Raw genomic sequence first — 14,996 nt, 5'->3', positions numbered from 1 at the left:
CGCGCAACGCCACCCCGACCCGCCGGGTGCCCGCCCCCGCGCTGCGGGGGGACCGGTGATGCGTTCCATGCTGCGCCAGCGCCCGCCCCGCACCCTGGTCCTGGTGGGCCTGATGGGGGCCGGGAAGACCAGCATCGGCCGCCGCCTGGCCGCCCGCCTGGGCCTGCCCTTCGTCGATGCGGACCAGGAGATCGAGCGCGCCGCCGGCTGCAGCATACCCGAATTCTTCGAGCGCTATGGCGAGCCCGCCTTCCGCGAGGGGGAACGCCGGGTGATCGCCCGCCTTCTGGACCAGCCGCTGCAGGTACTGTCCACCGGCGGCGGCGCCTTCATGGACGCCGACACCCGCGCCCTGGTGCGCCAGCGCGCCCATTCCATCTGGCTGCGGGCGGAGCTGGACCTGCTGGTGCAGCGGACGGCGCGGCGCGGCAATCGCCCCCTGCTGAAGGACAGCGACCCGCGCGAGACCCTGCGCAAGCTGATGGAGTTGCGCCACCCTTACTACGCCCAGGCCGACATCACCGTGGACAGCGGCGACCGCCCGGCGGAGGACACCGTGGACCGGGTGGTGGAATCCCTGCAGGCCTATCTGGACAACGAAGCGGATACCCAAATCCCGGAGACGCGGGCCCAGCCGGCCGCGGTGCAATCATGAGCAAGACCCTGTCCGCCAGCCCCGTCCACGTGAACCTGGCCGATCGGTCCTACGACGTTCTGGTCGGGTCCGGCCTGATCGAGGGGGCCGGATCGCTGGTGGCGCCCATCGCAGGCAGGCGGCCGCTGATCATCCTCAGCGACGAGACGGTGGCGCCCCTGTACCTGGGCACCCTGACCCGCTCGCTGGAGGCTGCCGGCGCCCGTGTGCTGGACCCCATCGTGGTGCCGGCGGGCGAGGCCACCAAAAGCTTCCACCATCTGGAAGCCGTCCTTGAAATCCTGCTGTCGCGCGGCATCGAGCGGGGCGCCATGCTGGTGGCCCTGGGCGGCGGCGTCATCGGCGACCTGGGCGGCTTCGCGGCCGCCATCGCCCTGCGCGGACTGGACTTCATCCAGGTGCCCACCACGCTGCTGTCGCAGGTGGACAGCAGCGTGGGCGGCAAGACGGGCATCAACAGCCGCCAGGGCAAGAACCTCATCGGTGCCTTTCACCAGCCGCGCCTGGTGCTGGCCGACATCCGCGCGCTGGACAGCCTGCCCCGGCGCGAGGTGCTGGCGGGTTATGCCGAGGTGGTGAAGTACGGCCTGATCGACCGTCCGGACTTCTTCTCCTGGCTGGAGGAAAACGGCCCGGCCCTGGTGGCCGGCGACGCCGCCCTGCGCACCGCCGCCGTGAAGGAAAGCGTGGCCGCCAAGGCCGCCATCGTCGCCCAGGATGAGCGCGAGGGCGGCGTGCGTGCCCTGCTGAACCTGGGCCATACCTTCGGCCACGCCCTGGAGGCGGAGATGGGCTATGGTGGTGAGTTGCTGCATGGCGAGGCCGTGGGCATCGGCATGGTCATGGCGTTCGACCTGTCGGTGCGCCTGGGCCTGTGCCCGCCGGACGACTTGGCCCGCATGCGCCGCCACCTGGCCGCCGTGGGCCTGCCGACGGGTGCCGCGTACCTCAGCAAGGGCCGCTGGACCGTGGACGCGCTGATGGCCCACATGGCCAAGGACAAGAAGGTGAAGGACGGCGGCATCACCTTCATCCTGGCGCGCGGCATCGGCCAGGCCTTCACCGCCCGGGACATCGATCCCGAGCCGGTGCGTGCCGTGGTGGCGGCGGCGCTGGCGGCGTGAGACGCGGGTTTCTTGACCGGGGTGAGGGCCGGCGCCCATGATGCGCTCCGTGTCCGTGACCTCGCTTTAAAAGTACCCTTGCCCCATGCCCCTACCCCCCGCCGCCGAGCGCACGCCGCTGCACACCCGCCGCGTCACGTGCCAGGGATACGAACGCACCGACGGCCTTTGGGATATCGAAGGCCACATCACGGACGAGAAGCACTACGCCTTCGACAACGAATGGCGCGGCATCATCCAGCCCGGCCAATTCCTGCATGAGATGTGGGTGCGCCTGACGGTGGACGACACGCTGACCGTGCGCGCGGTGGAGGTGTCGACCGACAACTCCCCCTTCCCGCATTGCCCCGCCATCCTGCCCAATTTCCAGCGCCTGGTGGGCCTCAGCATCGCGTCCGGCTGGACCAACGCGGTCAAGCAGCGCCTGGGCCGGACGGAGGGCTGCACCCACCTGGTGGAGCTGCTGGGCCCCGTGGCCACCACCGCTTTCCAAACCCTGGCGCCGGTGCTGAGCGCGCGGCGCAACGGCGGCAAAGGCGGCCCGCCGCCCGTGCTGAACACCTGCCACGTCATGGCCAGCGACGGCCCGGTGGTGAAGCGCTGGTTCCCGGAGCATTACACCGGGGCGCCCGAGACCGGGTCGGCGGAACCCGAAGGCGTCTAAGCCGCCTCTTCCGGCGTTAGGGTCTTGACCGACAGGGCGTGGACGCGCTCGGCCAACTCATCCTTCAGGATGTCGTAGACCAGGCGCTGGCGGGCGACCCGTGACTTGCCGGCGAAGGCGGCCGAGACCACCGTGACCTCGAAATGGGTCTCGCCACCCGGGGCGGCGCCGCCATGTCCGGCATGGGCGGCGGACTGGTCGTCGACGATCAGCGTCACGGGCGCCAGCGCCTGGGTCAGCTTGGTGTGGATGCGGTCGGCGTAGCGCATGGAAAATGCCCGGAATGGAGGGAACGTCCTATCCCCCTGAGGTGCGATGCCGGGGCGGCGCTGTCAATGGCTGGAAGGTGATTTCCAGCACCCGGGACAGCAGCCCAGCTTTGCCGCCGCAATGGTGGCGCGGGCGACCCGCCGCGCTTGTCACGGCCGGGGCCTGACCCCATACTTTCGCGATGCAGAAACAGCGCCCCGGATTCTCTTTCTCGTTCGACGATCCGCCGCAGGTCCAGGTCAGGGCCTGCGACCATCCCGGCTGCGCCGAGGTGGGGGAGTACCGCGCGCCCAAGAATCGCAGCCAGCTGAACGATTATTACTGGTTCTGCCTGGACCATGTGCGGGCCTACAACAAGGCCTGGGACTATTACCAGGGCATGAGCACGGAAGAGATCGAGCGCGCCATGCGCTACGACACCACCTGGCAGCGCCCCACCTGGCCCATGGGCGACTGGCGCACCCGGGAACGGAATCTACGCGACAGCATGAGCCGGGGCCATAGCTTCGGCGCCGACTGGGAAGCCGGCACGTCGCATCGTCCGCCTCCGCCCTCCCCCCGCACGCCGGAGGATGAGGCGCTGGACGTGCTGGGCCTGAAGGCGCCCATCGGATTCGCCGAGGTCAAGCAGCGCTATCGCGAGCTGGCCAAGCAGAACCACCCCGACACCCACGGCGGCGACAAGGACGCGGAGGAGCGTCTGAAGCGCATCAACCAAGCCTACAACGTGCTGAAAGCCGCCTATGCCGACCACGGCTGAGGCCGCACCGTTAACGCCAAGCCATTGAAACAATAACCAAGACCAACCGTTCTGTTCGATCTCGCAGGAAAGCCGACCGTCCCATGTCCCAGGAACCGACACCGATGAACGCCGCCTCGCTGCCCGACATCAAGATCTCCGTCCGCCAGACCTTCGGGATCGACAGCGATATGCAGGTGCCGGCGTTCAGCTCCCCCACGGAACATGTGCCGGAGATCGACAGCACCTATCGTTTCGACCGTGAAACGACCATGGCCATCCTTGCCGGCTTCGCCTACAACCGCCGCGTCATGGTCCAGGGCTATCACGGCACCGGCAAGTCCACCCACATCGAACAGGTGGCCGCGCGCCTGAACTGGCCCTGCTTGCGCGTCAACCTGGACAGCCACATCAGCCGCATCGACCTGATCGGCAAGGACGCCATCGTCCTGCGCGAGGGCGTGCAGGTGACGGAGTATCGCGAGGGCATCCTGCCCTGGGCCCTGCAGCATCCCTGCGCCATTGTCTTCGACGAGTACGACGCCGGCCGCCCGGACGTGATGTTCGTCATCCAGCGCGTGCTGGAGGTCGAGGGCAAGCTGACCCTGCTGGACCAGAACAAGGTCATCCGCCCCCACCCGGCCTTCCGCCTGTTCGCCACGGCCAACACCATCGGCCTGGGCGACACCACCGGCCTCTATCACGGCACGCAGCAGATCAACCAGGGCCAGATGGACCGGTGGAACATCGTCTCCACCCTGAACTACCTGCCCCATGACGCCGAAGTGAAGATCGTCCTGGCCAAGGTGCCGAGCTACGACACCGATGACCGCCGCGTGCTGGTCAACGCCATGGTGCGCCTGGCGGACCTGACCCGCGCCGGCTTCATCGCCGGCGACATCTCCACCGTCATGAGCCCGCGCACGGTCATCACCTGGGCGCAGAACGCCGACATCTTCGGCGATGTCGGCTTCGCCTTCCGCGTCACCTTCCTGAACAAGTGCGACGAGGTTGAGCGCGCGGCGGTGGCCGAGTACTACCAGCGCTGCTTCGGCACCGAACTGCCTGAGAGCGGCGTGCGCGCCACCCTCGCCTGACGCGGGGGAACGAGCCCATGTCTTCCGACCGGGAATCGCCGCTGGAGGCGTTCAAGCGGGCCACCGGCGCAGCCGTCCGGGCCATCGCGGAGCGCGGTGACCTAACGGTGGGGTTTTCCGCCGAGCCGCCGGGCTACTCCGGCACGCGGGTGCGGGTACCCCTGCCTACGCGAGACCTGAACGTGCGTGACGTGGCGCCGGTGCGGGGGGCCGCCGATGCCGCGGCCCTGCGCCTGCGCCATCACGACGCGTCCGCCCACGCCCGCCTGTTGCCCACCGGCGACACCGCCCGCCTGGCCTTCGACGCGCTGGAACAGGCGCGGTGCGAAGCCCTGGGCGCCAACGCCATGGCCGGCGTGGCCGACAATCTGACGGCGGCGCTGGAGGAACGGTTCCGCCGCCAGGGCCTGGACCGGGCCACGGCGCGGGACCAAGTATCGCTGGCCGACGCCCTGCGCCTGATCGCCCGCGAGGCCCTGACCGGCGCCCCCGCCGCCCCCGCCACCCAGGCGGCGCTGGATTTGTGGCGCCCCTTCATCGAGGAAAAGGCGGGCGCCGACCTGGCCCAGCTGAAGGCCGCCATGGCCGACCAGCAGGCCTACGCCCGCGAGGCCCGCCGCATCCTGGCCGACCTGGACCTGGAGGTGGGCGGCGAGCCTGAGACGTCGGAAGAGGAGGAGACCGCCGAGACCGGCGACGCCCAAAGCCCCGAGGGCGCCGACAATGACGAAGCCGGCGGCGGCCAGTCCGACGATGCCGAGCCGGAGGCGACGGGGGAGCAGCAGCAGGCCGGCGGCCAGACGGAAGAAACCGCCGGCGCCGCCGAAAGCAGCGAGGGCGAGCAGCAGGAGATGGAGGGCGCCGGGGCCGAGCAGTCGGGCGAGCCCGGCGAGCCGTCCCGCCCCGATTTCGGCCGCAACAGCCTGGACAGCGGCAATTACCGCGCCTTCACCACCGAATTCGACGAGGTGGTGGGGGCCGCCGACCTGTGCGACGCGGACGAACTGGCCCGCCTGCGCATGATGCTGGACCAGCAGTTGCAGCATCTGCAGGGTGTCATCGCCAAGCTGGCCAACCGCCTGCAGCGCCGGCTGATGGCCAAGCAGACGCGCGCCTGGGTGTTCGACCTGGAGGAAGGCATTCTGGACGCGGCCCGTCTGGCCCGCGTGGTGGCCAACCCGGTGTTGCCCCTGTCGTTCAAGCAGGAGAACGACACCAATTTCCGCGACACCGTCGTCACCCTGCTGATCGACAATTCCGGATCCATGCGCGGCCGACCCATCACCATCGCCGCCATGAGCGCCGACATCCTGGCGCGCACCCTGGAACGCTGCGGTGTGAAGGTGGAGATCCTGGGCTTTACCACCCGGGCGTGGAAGGGCGGGCAGAGCCGCGAGCGCTGGCTGGCCAGCGGCAAGCCCGCCGCCCCCGGCCGCCTGAACGACCTGCGCCACATCGTCTACAAGGAGGCCGACGCCCCCTGGCGCCGGGCCCGGCGCAACCTGGGCCTGATGCTGCGCGAAGGCATCCTGAAGGAGAATATCGACGGCGAGGCCCTGCTGTGGGCCCACACCCGCCTGATCGCCCGGCCGGAGCAGCGGCGCATCCTGATGGTCATTTCCGACGGCGCGCCGGTGGACGACAGCACCCTGTCGGTCAACAGCGGCAGCTATCTGGAAAAGCATCTGCGCAGCGTCATCGAGTACATCGAGACCCGCAGCCCGGTGGAGCTGATCGCCATCGGCATCGGCCACGACGTCACGCGCTATTACCGGCGCGCCGTCACCATCGTGGATGTGGAGCAATTGGGCGGCACGGTCATGGAGAAGCTGGCCGAACTGTTCGACGAGGACGACCGCCGCCCCGGGTCCGCCCGGCGCCAGGCGCGGGGCGGCCGCCGTTAGACCTGGCTCGCGCAGGCGCGATAAGGGCCGCCAGGCGGACGCCGGGCGGCCCAAATCTTTTTGGAAAGGCTTACTTGCCGGCGGGCTTGGCCGCCGGCGCCGGCGCCGCAGGGGCCGGTGCGCCACCGGTGCGGGCCTTGAACACATGCAGCTGTTCGTTAAAGCGGGCGGCTAGGATTTGCATGTTGGTCACCACCGCGTCCTGCACGCTGGTCAGCTGCAGGAACTTCGCCACCGTCACCTTGTCCGGGTGCTGGGCCACCAGTTGGTCCACGCAGGAAATAAAGCCCTGGCCGCTGTTGACGTAGGACTGCATCTCCTCATGCGCCTTGCGCATGTCGGCCTCGGGCGCGGTCTTGCCGTCGGGAATGGTCGGCACCTTCTTGGGGAAAGGACAGGTCCAGCCGTCGTCGTCATCGGCCTTCGCACCGGCTTTGGCGCCAGCGGCCGGAGCAGCGGCAGCGGGAGCCGACGGTTTGGCCGCCGATGGCATGATGGGTGTGGAACCGGGCGCCGGATTGGCCGCCTGGGCCCAGGCGGGCGCAGCGCCGACGACCGCGAGGGCTGTCGCCGAGGCGAGGACGGGCAGGATCATCAAGGACCGGCGGACGGCGACACGCAGGCTCACGGGCAAGGTTCCTCAAAGACGAAGGGGTAACGGCGTCAGCATAAAGGACGGGCGCACTAAGGCATAGCCGACATGCAATGGCAAGCAGGGGCGGCAACCGGCCGCAACGCGGTTGCCGCCGCCCCGGCGGATCGTGCTAAACCGGTGATGACGGGTGCGCCTACGCCCCCTAAGCGAACGGTGCGGTTGCGACGATGATCGGCGTTTTCGATTCAGGCCACGGCGGATTGACGGTGTTGCGCGCCCTGGCCGACCAGATGCCTGACCGCCGTTTCGTCTACCTGGGCGACCACGCCAACGCCCCTTATGGCAACCGCACGCCGGAGGAAATCTACCGCTACACCGTGGCGGGGGTGGAACGGCTGTTCGGCCTGGGCTGCCCCCTGGTCATCCTGGCCTGCAACACCGCCTCAGCCCAGGCGCTGCGCCGCCTGCAGCAGACCTGGCTGCCCGCCGCCTATCCCGAGCGCCGGGTCCTGGGCGTGCTGGTGCCGATGGTGGAGGCCATCACCGGCGTGCCGTGGATGGCCGACGTGGCCGCCGGGTCGCGCGCGGGCGAACCGCGCACCGTCGCCATCTTCGCCACCCAGCACACGGTCAGCAGCGGGGCCTACCCCACCGAGATTGCCAAGCGCGCGCCGGAGGTGCGGGTGGTGCAGCAGGCCTGCCCCGACCTGGTGCGCCTGATCGAGGCCGACGCCCCGGTTGAGACCATTCGCGCCGCCATCGAGGGCTATGCCGGGCAGTTGATGGCCCAATTGGATGGCGTGCCGCCGGATGCGGTCGTGCTGGGCTGCACCCACTATCCCCTGGTGGCGGACCTGTTCGCCCAGGCCCTGCCCCCCGGCGTGGAAATCCTGGACCAGCCCGACCTGACGGTCAGCAGCCTGCGCGCCTATCTGGAACGGCACCCGGAATATGAGCTGCCCAGCCGGGCGCGGGAGCAGGGCGGGGTCGAGGCCTTCCACACCACCGGCCCGGCGGAACCCATCACCCGCCTGGCCAGCCGCTTTTTCGGCGGTGAGGCGCGGTTCCACAGCGTGGGCCCGGATCCCATCCCTGAGAGCCTGAGGGGCTGAAGGCGCCCCCCCTCACAAACTCTCGAAATCCAGCCCGATGTCGAAGTTGGTGACGGAATGGGTGAGCCAGCCCAGGGAGATCAGGGTCACGCCCGTCTCCGCCACCGCCCGCACCGTCTCCGGCGTGATGCCGCCGGAGGCCTCGGTGATCAGGCGGCCGGCCACCATGTCCACGGCCTGGCGCAGGGTGGGCGGGTCCATGTTGTCCAGCAGCACGGCGTCCACCGGCAGGGTCAGCAGCTCTTCCAGCTGGGCCAGGGTGTCGACCTCCACCTCGATCTTCACCATGTGGCCGACGTGGGCGCGGGCGCGCTCCACGGCGGCGCGCAGGCCGCCGGCCGCCACCAGGTGGTTGTCCTTGATCAGGACGGCGTCATCCAGGCCGAAGCGGTGGTTGCTGCCACCGCCCACGCGCACGGCGTATTTCTCCAGTGCGCGCAGGCCGGGCGTAGTCTTGCGGGTGCAGACGATGTGGGCGCCGGTGCCCTCGATGGCCTGGACCAGTTCCGCCGTCTTGGAGGCGATGCCGCACAGGCGGCCCAGCAGGTTCAGGGCCGTGCGCTCCCCCGACAGGATGGGGCGGGCCGCCCCTTCCACCACCGCCACCGCCTGGCCCGGGGCCACGCGGGCGCCGTCGGCCACCAGGGTGCGCACCGACAGGGTGGGGTCCAGCAGGGAGAAGGCGGACAGCGCCGGGGCCAAGCCGGCGATCACCCCGGCATGGCGGGCCTGGAACAGGGCGCGGGCCTGGGTTTCCACCGGGATGCAGGCGTCGGCCGTGACGTCGCCCGCCCGACCCAGGTCCTCCAGCAACGCGGCACGGACCAGGCCTTCGTACATCACGGGATAAAGCGGGGCGACAGGCGTGCTCATGGACGGGTTTCCCGGGTGGTGGCGGGCTCAACCTCAGCCACGCGGCCAAGGTCGGAATAGGTCAGGATCTGGTGATGGCGCCAGGCGTCGCGGGTTTCCGGATGATCCGCCCGGGTATGGGCACCCCGGCTTTCCTCCCGGCGCTTGGCAGCCTCTACCACCAGGCGGGACAGCAGAAGGCGATTGCGCAGTTCCAGGCCGGCACGGATGCCGGCGTAGTCGCGGGCCGGCACCAGGCGCTCCGCCGCCAGGGTCAGGCCCTGCAGGCGCTCCGCGGCCTCGGCTAGGCCCAGGCCGTCGCGCACCAGACCCACCTTCTCCGCCATCAGCAGCTGGGCCTCGGCCGCCAGATTGGCGGCGGCGGTCCCGCCGGGCACCAAGGGAGCGTCGGGTACCGCCACCGGCTGGGGGGCGGCCGGTTCGGCCATCAGCGCCGCCGCCACGCGGCCGGCGAACACCACCGCCTCCAACAGCGAGTTGCTGGCCAGGCGGTTGGCGCCGTGGACATGGGTGCAGGCGACCTCACCCGCCGCCCACAATCCCGGGATGGAGGTGCGACCATCGGCATCCGTCAGCACGCCGCCCATGTGATAGTGCGCGGCAGGCGCCACGGGCACGGGGGCGGCGGCAGGGTCCAGGCCAGCCTCGGCACAGATGCCGGCCACGGTGGGGAATTTTTCCGACTTTCCAGCCGCCCACAAGGGCCGCAGGTCCAGGAACACCTTCTCGCCCCGCGCCACGCGGCGGCCGATGGCACGGGCCACCACGTCGCGGGGCGCCAGTTCGGCATCGGGATGCTCATCGGCCATGAAGGCGTGGCCGCCGGCGTCCAGCACCTTGGCCCCGGCGCCACGCAACGCCTCGGTCAGCAGGGGCCGACGGCCGGGCGGGCCGGCGACGGCCAGGGCGGTGGGATGGAACTGCACGAATTCCAGGTCGGCCAAATGGGCGCCGGCGCGGGCGGCCAGGGCCAATCCGTCGCCCGTGGCCTCCGGCGGGTTGGTGGTCACGGCCCACAACTGGCCGGTGCCGCCGGTGGCCAGCACCACGTGCGGGGCGACGTGCAGCACCCAGCCGACACCGTCCTCATAGGCCAGAACGCCCTGCGCCCGCCGCCCGCGCCCGGTCTCACGCACGACCAGGTCGGCGGCGGCAGCGCGGGTGTGGATGCTGATGCCCGGGGTGGCGCGCACGCGGTCGGCCAGGAAGGTCACCAGGGTGCGGCCGGTGGCGTCGCCCCCGGCATGCAGGATGCGATGGCGGCCGTGCGCGGCCTCGCGCCCCAGCAGGGGCTTGCCATCCGCCCCCCGGTCGGCGGGCAGGCCGGCCTCCAGCAGGGCCGACATCTCGACGATGCCCGCCTCGGCCAGCAGGCGGGCCATGCCGGGATCCGTCAATCCCGCCCCGGCGGCCACCGTGTCGGCGGCATGGTCGGCGGCGCTGTCGCCGGCGCCCAGCGCCACGGCCACGCCGCCCTGGGCCCACAGGCTGGACCCGCCGGGCAGGTCATCCGTCTTGGTCAGCAGGCGGATCTTTCGCCCGGCCTGGGCGAGGGCCAGGGCGGCCGCCATGCCGGCGGTGCCGGACCCGACCACCACCACGTCGCTGTGGACAACCTGCACAGGCGATACCGGATAAGACGCGCCATCCATGGCATCAGGCTCCGTCACCAGGGGAACGGGAAGGAAGGCCGGCCCGATGCCGGCCTAGCAGGAAAAGCCGCGGGCGATCAGCGGCCCACGGCCAGCATGCGCTCCACCGCGAGGCGGGCGCGGGCGGCCACGGTGGGGTCGATCTCCACCTTGGGCTCCATGGTCCGCAGCGACTCCAGGATGTTGGAGAGGCTGACCCGCTTCATATGGGGGCACAGGTTGCAGGGGCGGATGAATTCCACGTCCGGATACTCGGTCGCGACGTTGTCGCTCATGGAGCATTCGGTGACCATCAGCACCCGGTTCGGCCGCGCCTCGCCCACATACTCCACCATGCGGGCGGTGCTGCCGACGAAGTCGGCCTCGGCTAGCACCTCGGGCGGACATTCGGGATGGGCGATGATGGTCAGATCCTTGAAGCGGGTGCGGTAGTCACGCAGTTCCGCCCCCGTGAAGCGCTCATGCACCTCGCAGTGGCCCTTCCACTTGATGATCTTTTTCTTGGTCTGGGTGGCGACCCAGCTGGCCAGGTATTCGTCGGGCAGGAACAGAACGCTGTCGCTGTCCAGCGATTCCACAATCTCCACCGCGTTGCCCGAGGTGCAGCAGATGTCGCTTTCCGCCTTCACCTCGGCCGAGGTGTTGACGTAGGTCACCACCGGCACACCGGGGTGCGCCTCGCGCAGCAGGCGGATGTCGGCAGCGGTGATGCTGTCGGCCAGCGAGCAGCCGGCGCGCATGTCGGGCATCAGCACCGTCTTGGACGGGTTCAGGATCTTGGCCGTCTCGGCCATGAAGTGCACGCCGGCCATGACGATGACGTCGGCGTCCGTCTGCGCCGCCTTGCGCGCCAGCGCCAGGCTGTCGCCCACGATGTCGGAAACGCAGTGGAAGATTTCCGGCGTCTGATAGTTGTGCGCCAGGATGACGGCGTTGCGTTCCTTCTTCAGCGTGTTGATGGCGTGCACCAGTGGCGCATGGAAGGGCCACTCCACCTCCGGGATCACCTTGGCCACCCGCTCATACAGGGGACGGGTCGCGGCGGCGACGGCGGGGGTGTATTCGAGATCGAGCTCGGCAACGGACATCGGGACACCTGGCAAGCGAACGCGCCCACGAACGACATCGGCCGGCATGGCCGGCCCCCGCGGCGCGACAAGCGGGGGCGTCTTCCCTGTAACCTCACCCTTATGCTCTATTTGAGCATTAGGGTGACTAATGCTCGCTCGGAGCATAAGGGGTGTCAAGCCCGCTTTAAGGACCTATTCATGTAACTGTCACAGGGGTGCCCCGGGTCCACCGCATCGCTGCACCTGCGAGGAACAAGACCTCAAAAATGGAAAAAGCGGCTGAAACCAGCCGCTTATCCATCAACATTCCTATCGCGCCCACACGCCCGGCGCCCGCCAAAACGAAGCGCTGACTTAATCCAGGGCGAACACTTCCGCCTTGAGGTAGGCGCTTTCCGGCAGCAGGGGATGCACCGGGTGGTCCGGGCCGGCGCCGGAGAAGCGCAGGATGCGCCCCTGGCGGCGGGCATCGCCCAGGCCCTTGGCCACCAGTTCGGCAAACAGCTCGGGCGGCATGTTGTGGCTGCAGCTGGCTACCAGCAGAATGCCCCCGGGGGCGGTGATCTGGGCGCCCAGCTTGGCCAGCTTGCGATAGGCGCGGCTGCCGTTGGCCAGGTCCTTCTTGGACTTCACGAAGGCCGGCGGATCGCAGATCACCACCTCGAAGGTTTCACCGGCCTCGGCCAGGCGTTCCAGTTCGGCGAAGGCGTCGGCCTTGCGCAGTTCCACCGTGTCGGCGACGCCGTTGGCCGCCGCCGCCTTGCCCGCCAGTTCCAGGGCGCCGGCCGAGCGGTCGACCAGCACGGTGCGCGCGGCGCCGCGCGTGGCGGCCAGCACCCCGAACCCGCCGCAATAGCTGTAGAAGTCGATGACCGAGCGACCCTGCGCCAAGCTGGCGACGAAGGCGCGGTGGTCGCGCTGGTCATAGAACCAGCCCGTCTTCTGACCGCCCGCCGGGTCGGCGAAGAAGGTGGCGCCGTTTTCTTCCACCTTGATGGGGCCGTCGATCGCGCCCACGGCCACGCGCACCTCTTCTTCCACACCCTCCAGGGTGCGGGCGGCACTGTCATTGCGCAGGATGACGGAAGCGCCGGGGAACACCGCGGCAAGGCCGTCCAGGATCTGGGGCAGCAGGCGGTCCATGCCGGCGGAGTTGGCCTGCACCACCAGCACGTCGCCATAGCGGTCGACGATCAGCGCCGGCAGGCCGTCGGCCTCCGCGTGCACCAGTCGATAGTAGGGCCGCCCGATCATCCGGTCGCGCAGCGCCGCCGCCGTGCGGAAACGCTCGGCGAAAAAGCCGGCGTCGATGGTCACCGACAGGTCGCGGGTCAGCACACGCGCCGCGATCAGGGTGTGGGGGTTGAAGGTGGCGATGCCCAGCACGCCGCCACCGGCGTCGGCCAACCGCACCAGCCCGCCCTTGGGCAGGGCCTTGGCGGCGGCGTCCATCTGGATCTCGTTGGAATAGGCCCACGGGTGGCCACCGGCCACGCGCTTGTGCCGGCCCGCCTGGAACAGCAGGGTGGGAAGCTTTTCAGTCATGGGCCGGAGCATAGCGCGCGGCCCCGAAGGCACAACGGCAAAGGGCGCAAGGTATCCCGTCGCCGGGAACGCATCTCGCCCTCAGGCCGGCGCGGCCATGGGTTCGGTCAGCAGGTGCTTGCACAGGCGCCGCCCCTCGGGCAAATGGCCCAGGGCGCGGAAGCGCGCCAGCGACGGATGGGCCTTCACCTGGCTGTCCGGCAGGGTGATGTGGATGGCGTCGCAGCCATGCCGCCGGGCGATCCGGTCCATTTCCGCCAGCAGGGCGTCCCCCGCCCCTTCCGGATCGAAAAGGTCCAGCGCCACGAACACGTCCACCTGCAACCCCAGGCGATGGTCGAGGTCCGGCACCAGCAGGTAGGAGAACAGGCCGTGCATGTAGCGGTGGTCCAGCTGCACCGTGACGATGCCGCCGCGGCTGCCGGGCGCCAGCAGGGCCTGGGCATGGTCGCGCCAGCGCTCCACCGTCAGGTCCGGATAGAACGGGCGCATCAGCGCGTAGGCCTGGTCGATCTGTCGGGCGTCCAGCGGACGGGTCACGAAGGTGGGCATGAAGGCGCAAATCCGAGACTGAGGGATAGCCATCCTGACGCCAGGATCCGAACCGTCGCCATGACATGGATCAAAGAATAAACGCGGGGATGGAGTAAGCCAGTCATCGCCATGTCTAGGCTTTTCCTCAGTCGTTTCCTGGCTATATGCTGATCTCGCGGCACTGATTGGGGAACGAAAGACCGGCCGCATCCCTCCGACCGCGATCCGCGCGGGCTCCGGGGGTGACGGCTGACAGCGGAGTGCGGCGATGACCCACATCGATTTTGCCTATCCCAGGGATTCGAACACCCAAACCAACGGGAAGACCGACCCGGCGGGCGAAATCCACCCCTGCAGCGCCTGTACCGTCCGTACCCTGACCGTCTGCGCCGCCCTGGAGGCGGAGGAACTGCGCCGCTTGGCCGAGATCCTGCAGACCACCCGCTTCGACGCCGGCCATACCGTGTTCGGGGAGGGCGACCCGGCGGAAACGCTGTACAACGTCACTTCCGGCACGGTGAAGGTCTACAAGCTGCTGCCCGACGGACGGCGGCAGATCACCGGCTTCCTGCTGCCGGGCGACTTCTTCGGCCTGTCGGTCAACGACAGCTACGCCTACACCGCCGAGACGGTGACGCCCGTGTCGCTGTGCCGGTTCCCCCGGCGCCGCATGGAGGCGCTGCTGGATGAATTCCCCAAGATGCAGCGCCGCCTGTTCTCCATGGCGTCGAACGAGCTGGCGGCGGCGCAGGACCAGATGCTGCTGCTGGGCCGCAAGACGGCCAAGGAGAAGATATGCTCGTTCCTGCTGCTGCTGTCACAGCGGGCCAGCCGGCGCGGCCACAAGACCAACCCGGTGCACGTGCCCATGAGCCGCGCCGATATCGCCGACTATCTGGGCCTGACCACCGAAACCGTCAGCCGCACCTTCACCCAGTTGAAGACCAGCCGGGTCATCAGCCTGCTGGAAGGCAACAAGGTGCAGATCCAGGACATGGACGACCTGCTGGATCTGGCCGAGGGCGCCTGAGTCAAAAGGGGAAACAGCCCTAAGCGGGCGATTTAGGCTTCGATCCTCTTTTCTCGAAGAACCCATGGAAGTTCGTTGTTTCTCGGGGTTAGAATTATGTCGTTCCGACCGACGGAATCGCAATAAACAAAC

15 protein-coding genes are annotated in these 14,996 nt (G+C 69.3%); 8 read left to right on the top strand and 7 right to left on the bottom strand.

Translation table 11 applies throughout. The features are described 5' to 3' along the window. Positions 1–58 precede the first annotated feature (58 nt). The 3 genes from P5F91_RS08680 to P5F91_RS08670 all read left to right on the top strand — a co-directional run bounded on the left by P5F91_RS08680 (position 59) and on the right by P5F91_RS08670 (position 2,443). The gene (locus P5F91_RS08680; protein WP_277907013.1) at positions 59–655 is read left to right on the top strand and encodes a shikimate kinase; all 597 of its coding nucleotides are present in this window, start codon (positions 59–61) and stop codon (positions 653–655) included. Continuing rightward, the gene (gene aroB, locus P5F91_RS08675; RefSeq protein WP_277907012.1) at positions 652–1,779 is read left to right on the top strand and encodes a 3-dehydroquinate synthase; all 1,128 of its coding nucleotides are present in this window, start codon (positions 652–654) and stop codon (positions 1,777–1,779) included. Before P5F91_RS08680 ends, aroB begins: the two co-directional genes overlap by 4 nt. Positions 1,780–1,864: 85 nt before the next feature. Further along, the gene (locus P5F91_RS08670) at positions 1,865–2,443 is read left to right on the top strand and encodes a DUF2889 domain-containing protein (RefSeq protein WP_145610650.1); all 579 of its coding nucleotides are present in this window, start codon (positions 1,865–1,867) and stop codon (positions 2,441–2,443) included. Here P5F91_RS08670 and P5F91_RS08665 read toward each other — a convergent pair. Next, positions 2,440–2,712 carry a BolA family protein gene (locus tag P5F91_RS08665; protein ID WP_145610651.1) on the bottom strand — a complete coding sequence of 91 codons (273 nt, stop codon included), beginning with the start codon at positions 2,710–2,712 and terminating at the stop codon, positions 2,440–2,442. The two genes, P5F91_RS08670 and P5F91_RS08665, sit on opposite strands and share 4 nt — an antisense overlap. A gap of 182 nt (positions 2,713–2,894) precedes the next feature. Between P5F91_RS08665 and P5F91_RS08660 the strand changes: the two genes are divergently transcribed. The 3 genes from P5F91_RS08660 (at position 2,895) to cobT (ending at position 6,453) form a co-directional block, all read left to right on the top strand. After that, complete coding sequence (locus P5F91_RS08660; protein ID WP_145610652.1) at positions 2,895–3,473, top strand: J domain-containing protein; 579 nt, start codon at positions 2,895–2,897, stop codon at positions 3,471–3,473. Positions 3,474–3,556: 83 nt separating this feature from the next. Next, positions 3,557–4,549 (top strand): cobaltochelatase subunit CobS, encoded by a 993-nt coding sequence (cobS, locus tag P5F91_RS08655; RefSeq protein ID WP_088870572.1) that lies wholly within the window; start codon positions 3,557–3,559, stop codon positions 4,547–4,549. A 17-nt stretch (positions 4,550–4,566) separates the two neighbouring features. Then, positions 4,567–6,453 (top strand): cobaltochelatase subunit CobT, encoded by a 1,887-nt coding sequence (cobT, locus tag P5F91_RS08650; RefSeq protein WP_145610653.1) that lies wholly within the window; start codon positions 4,567–4,569, stop codon positions 6,451–6,453. 70 nt (positions 6,454–6,523) lie between these two features. Here cobT and P5F91_RS08645 read toward each other — a convergent pair whose 3' ends face one another. Next, entirely contained in the window at positions 6,524–7,081 is a 558-nt protein-coding gene (locus tag P5F91_RS08645; RefSeq protein ID WP_145610654.1) for a hypothetical protein, read from the bottom strand. A gap of 194 nt (positions 7,082–7,275) precedes the next feature. On the opposite strand from P5F91_RS08645, the gene murI reads away from it, so the two are divergent. After that, positions 7,276–8,160, top strand: coding sequence for a glutamate racemase (gene murI, locus P5F91_RS08640; RefSeq protein WP_145610655.1), 885 nt, complete (start codon positions 7,276–7,278; stop codon positions 8,158–8,160). A 12-nt stretch (positions 8,161–8,172) separates the two neighbouring features. Here murI and nadC read toward each other — a convergent pair whose 3' ends face one another. From nadC to P5F91_RS08615, 5 genes are all read right to left on the bottom strand, one after another. Then, positions 8,173–9,033 (bottom strand): carboxylating nicotinate-nucleotide diphosphorylase, encoded by an 861-nt coding sequence (gene nadC, locus P5F91_RS08635; RefSeq protein WP_145610656.1) that lies wholly within the window; start codon positions 9,031–9,033, stop codon positions 8,173–8,175. Further along, positions 9,030–10,685: an L-aspartate oxidase gene (locus P5F91_RS08630; RefSeq protein WP_145610657.1), complete on the bottom strand. Its 1,656-nt coding sequence runs from the start codon at positions 10,683–10,685 to the stop codon at positions 9,030–9,032. Before P5F91_RS08630 ends, nadC begins: the two co-directional genes overlap by 4 nt. 77 nt (positions 10,686–10,762) lie before the next feature. Continuing rightward, positions 10,763–11,773, bottom strand: a complete 1,011-nt coding sequence (gene nadA / locus P5F91_RS08625; protein ID WP_145610658.1) for a quinolinate synthase NadA — start codon at positions 11,771–11,773, stop codon at positions 10,763–10,765. Positions 11,774–12,109: 336 nt separating this feature from the next. Next, positions 12,110–13,300: a class I SAM-dependent rRNA methyltransferase gene (locus P5F91_RS08620; RefSeq protein ID WP_277907011.1), complete on the bottom strand. Its 1,191-nt coding sequence runs from the start codon at positions 13,298–13,300 to the stop codon at positions 12,110–12,112. 81 nt (positions 13,301–13,381) lie between these two features. Beyond that, entirely contained in the window at positions 13,382–13,852 is a 471-nt protein-coding gene (locus P5F91_RS08615; RefSeq protein ID WP_277907010.1) for a hypothetical protein, read from the bottom strand. Positions 13,853–14,177: 325 nt separating this feature from the next. On the opposite strand from P5F91_RS08615, the gene P5F91_RS08610 reads away from it, so the two are divergent. Next, positions 14,178–14,864 (top strand): Crp/Fnr family transcriptional regulator, encoded by a 687-nt coding sequence (locus P5F91_RS08610; RefSeq protein WP_088872405.1) that lies wholly within the window; start codon positions 14,178–14,180, stop codon positions 14,862–14,864. The last annotated feature ends 132 nt before the right edge of the window (positions 14,865–14,996 follow it).

The sequence above is a fragment of the Nitrospirillum amazonense genome (genome assembly GCF_029594735.1).
GTDB classification, from domain to species: domain Bacteria; phylum Pseudomonadota; class Alphaproteobacteria; order Azospirillales; family Azospirillaceae; genus Nitrospirillum; species Nitrospirillum amazonense.
This window is presented reverse-complemented; position numbering and strand designations above follow the sequence as displayed.

Bases quoted from the DNA above. Each gene is read 5' to 3' on its own strand.
- P5F91_RS08680 (WP_277907013.1), top strand. From the start codon at position 59: ATGCGTTCCATGCTGCGCCAGCGCCCGCCCCGCACCCTGGTCCTGGTG.
- aroB (WP_277907012.1), top strand. From the start codon at position 652: ATGAGCAAGACCCTGTCCGCCAGCCCCGTCCACGTGAACCTGGCCGAT.
- P5F91_RS08670 (WP_145610650.1), top strand. From the start codon at position 1,865: ATGCCCCTACCCCCCGCCGCCGAGCGCACGCCGCTGCACACCCGCCGC.
- P5F91_RS08665 (WP_145610651.1), bottom strand. From the start codon at position 2,712: ATGCGCTACGCCGACCGCATCCACACCAAGCTGACCCAGGCGCTGGCG.
- P5F91_RS08660 (WP_145610652.1), top strand. From the start codon at position 2,895: ATGCAGAAACAGCGCCCCGGATTCTCTTTCTCGTTCGACGATCCGCCG.
- cobS (WP_088870572.1), top strand. From the start codon at position 3,557: ATGTCCCAGGAACCGACACCGATGAACGCCGCCTCGCTGCCCGACATC.
- cobT (WP_145610653.1), top strand. From the start codon at position 4,567: ATGTCTTCCGACCGGGAATCGCCGCTGGAGGCGTTCAAGCGGGCCACC.
- murI (WP_145610655.1), top strand. From the start codon at position 7,276: ATGATCGGCGTTTTCGATTCAGGCCACGGCGGATTGACGGTGTTGCGC.
- nadC (WP_145610656.1), bottom strand. From the start codon at position 9,033: ATGAGCACGCCTGTCGCCCCGCTTTATCCCGTGATGTACGAAGGCCTG.
- P5F91_RS08630 (WP_145610657.1), bottom strand. From the start codon at position 10,685: ATGGATGGCGCGTCTTATCCGGTATCGCCTGTGCAGGTTGTCCACAGC.
- nadA (WP_145610658.1), bottom strand. From the start codon at position 11,773: ATGTCCGTTGCCGAGCTCGATCTCGAATACACCCCCGCCGTCGCCGCC.
- P5F91_RS08620 (WP_277907011.1), bottom strand. From the start codon at position 13,300: ATGACTGAAAAGCTTCCCACCCTGCTGTTCCAGGCGGGCCGGCACAAG.
- P5F91_RS08615 (WP_277907010.1), bottom strand. From the start codon at position 13,852: ATGCCCACCTTCGTGACCCGTCCGCTGGACGCCCGACAGATCGACCAG.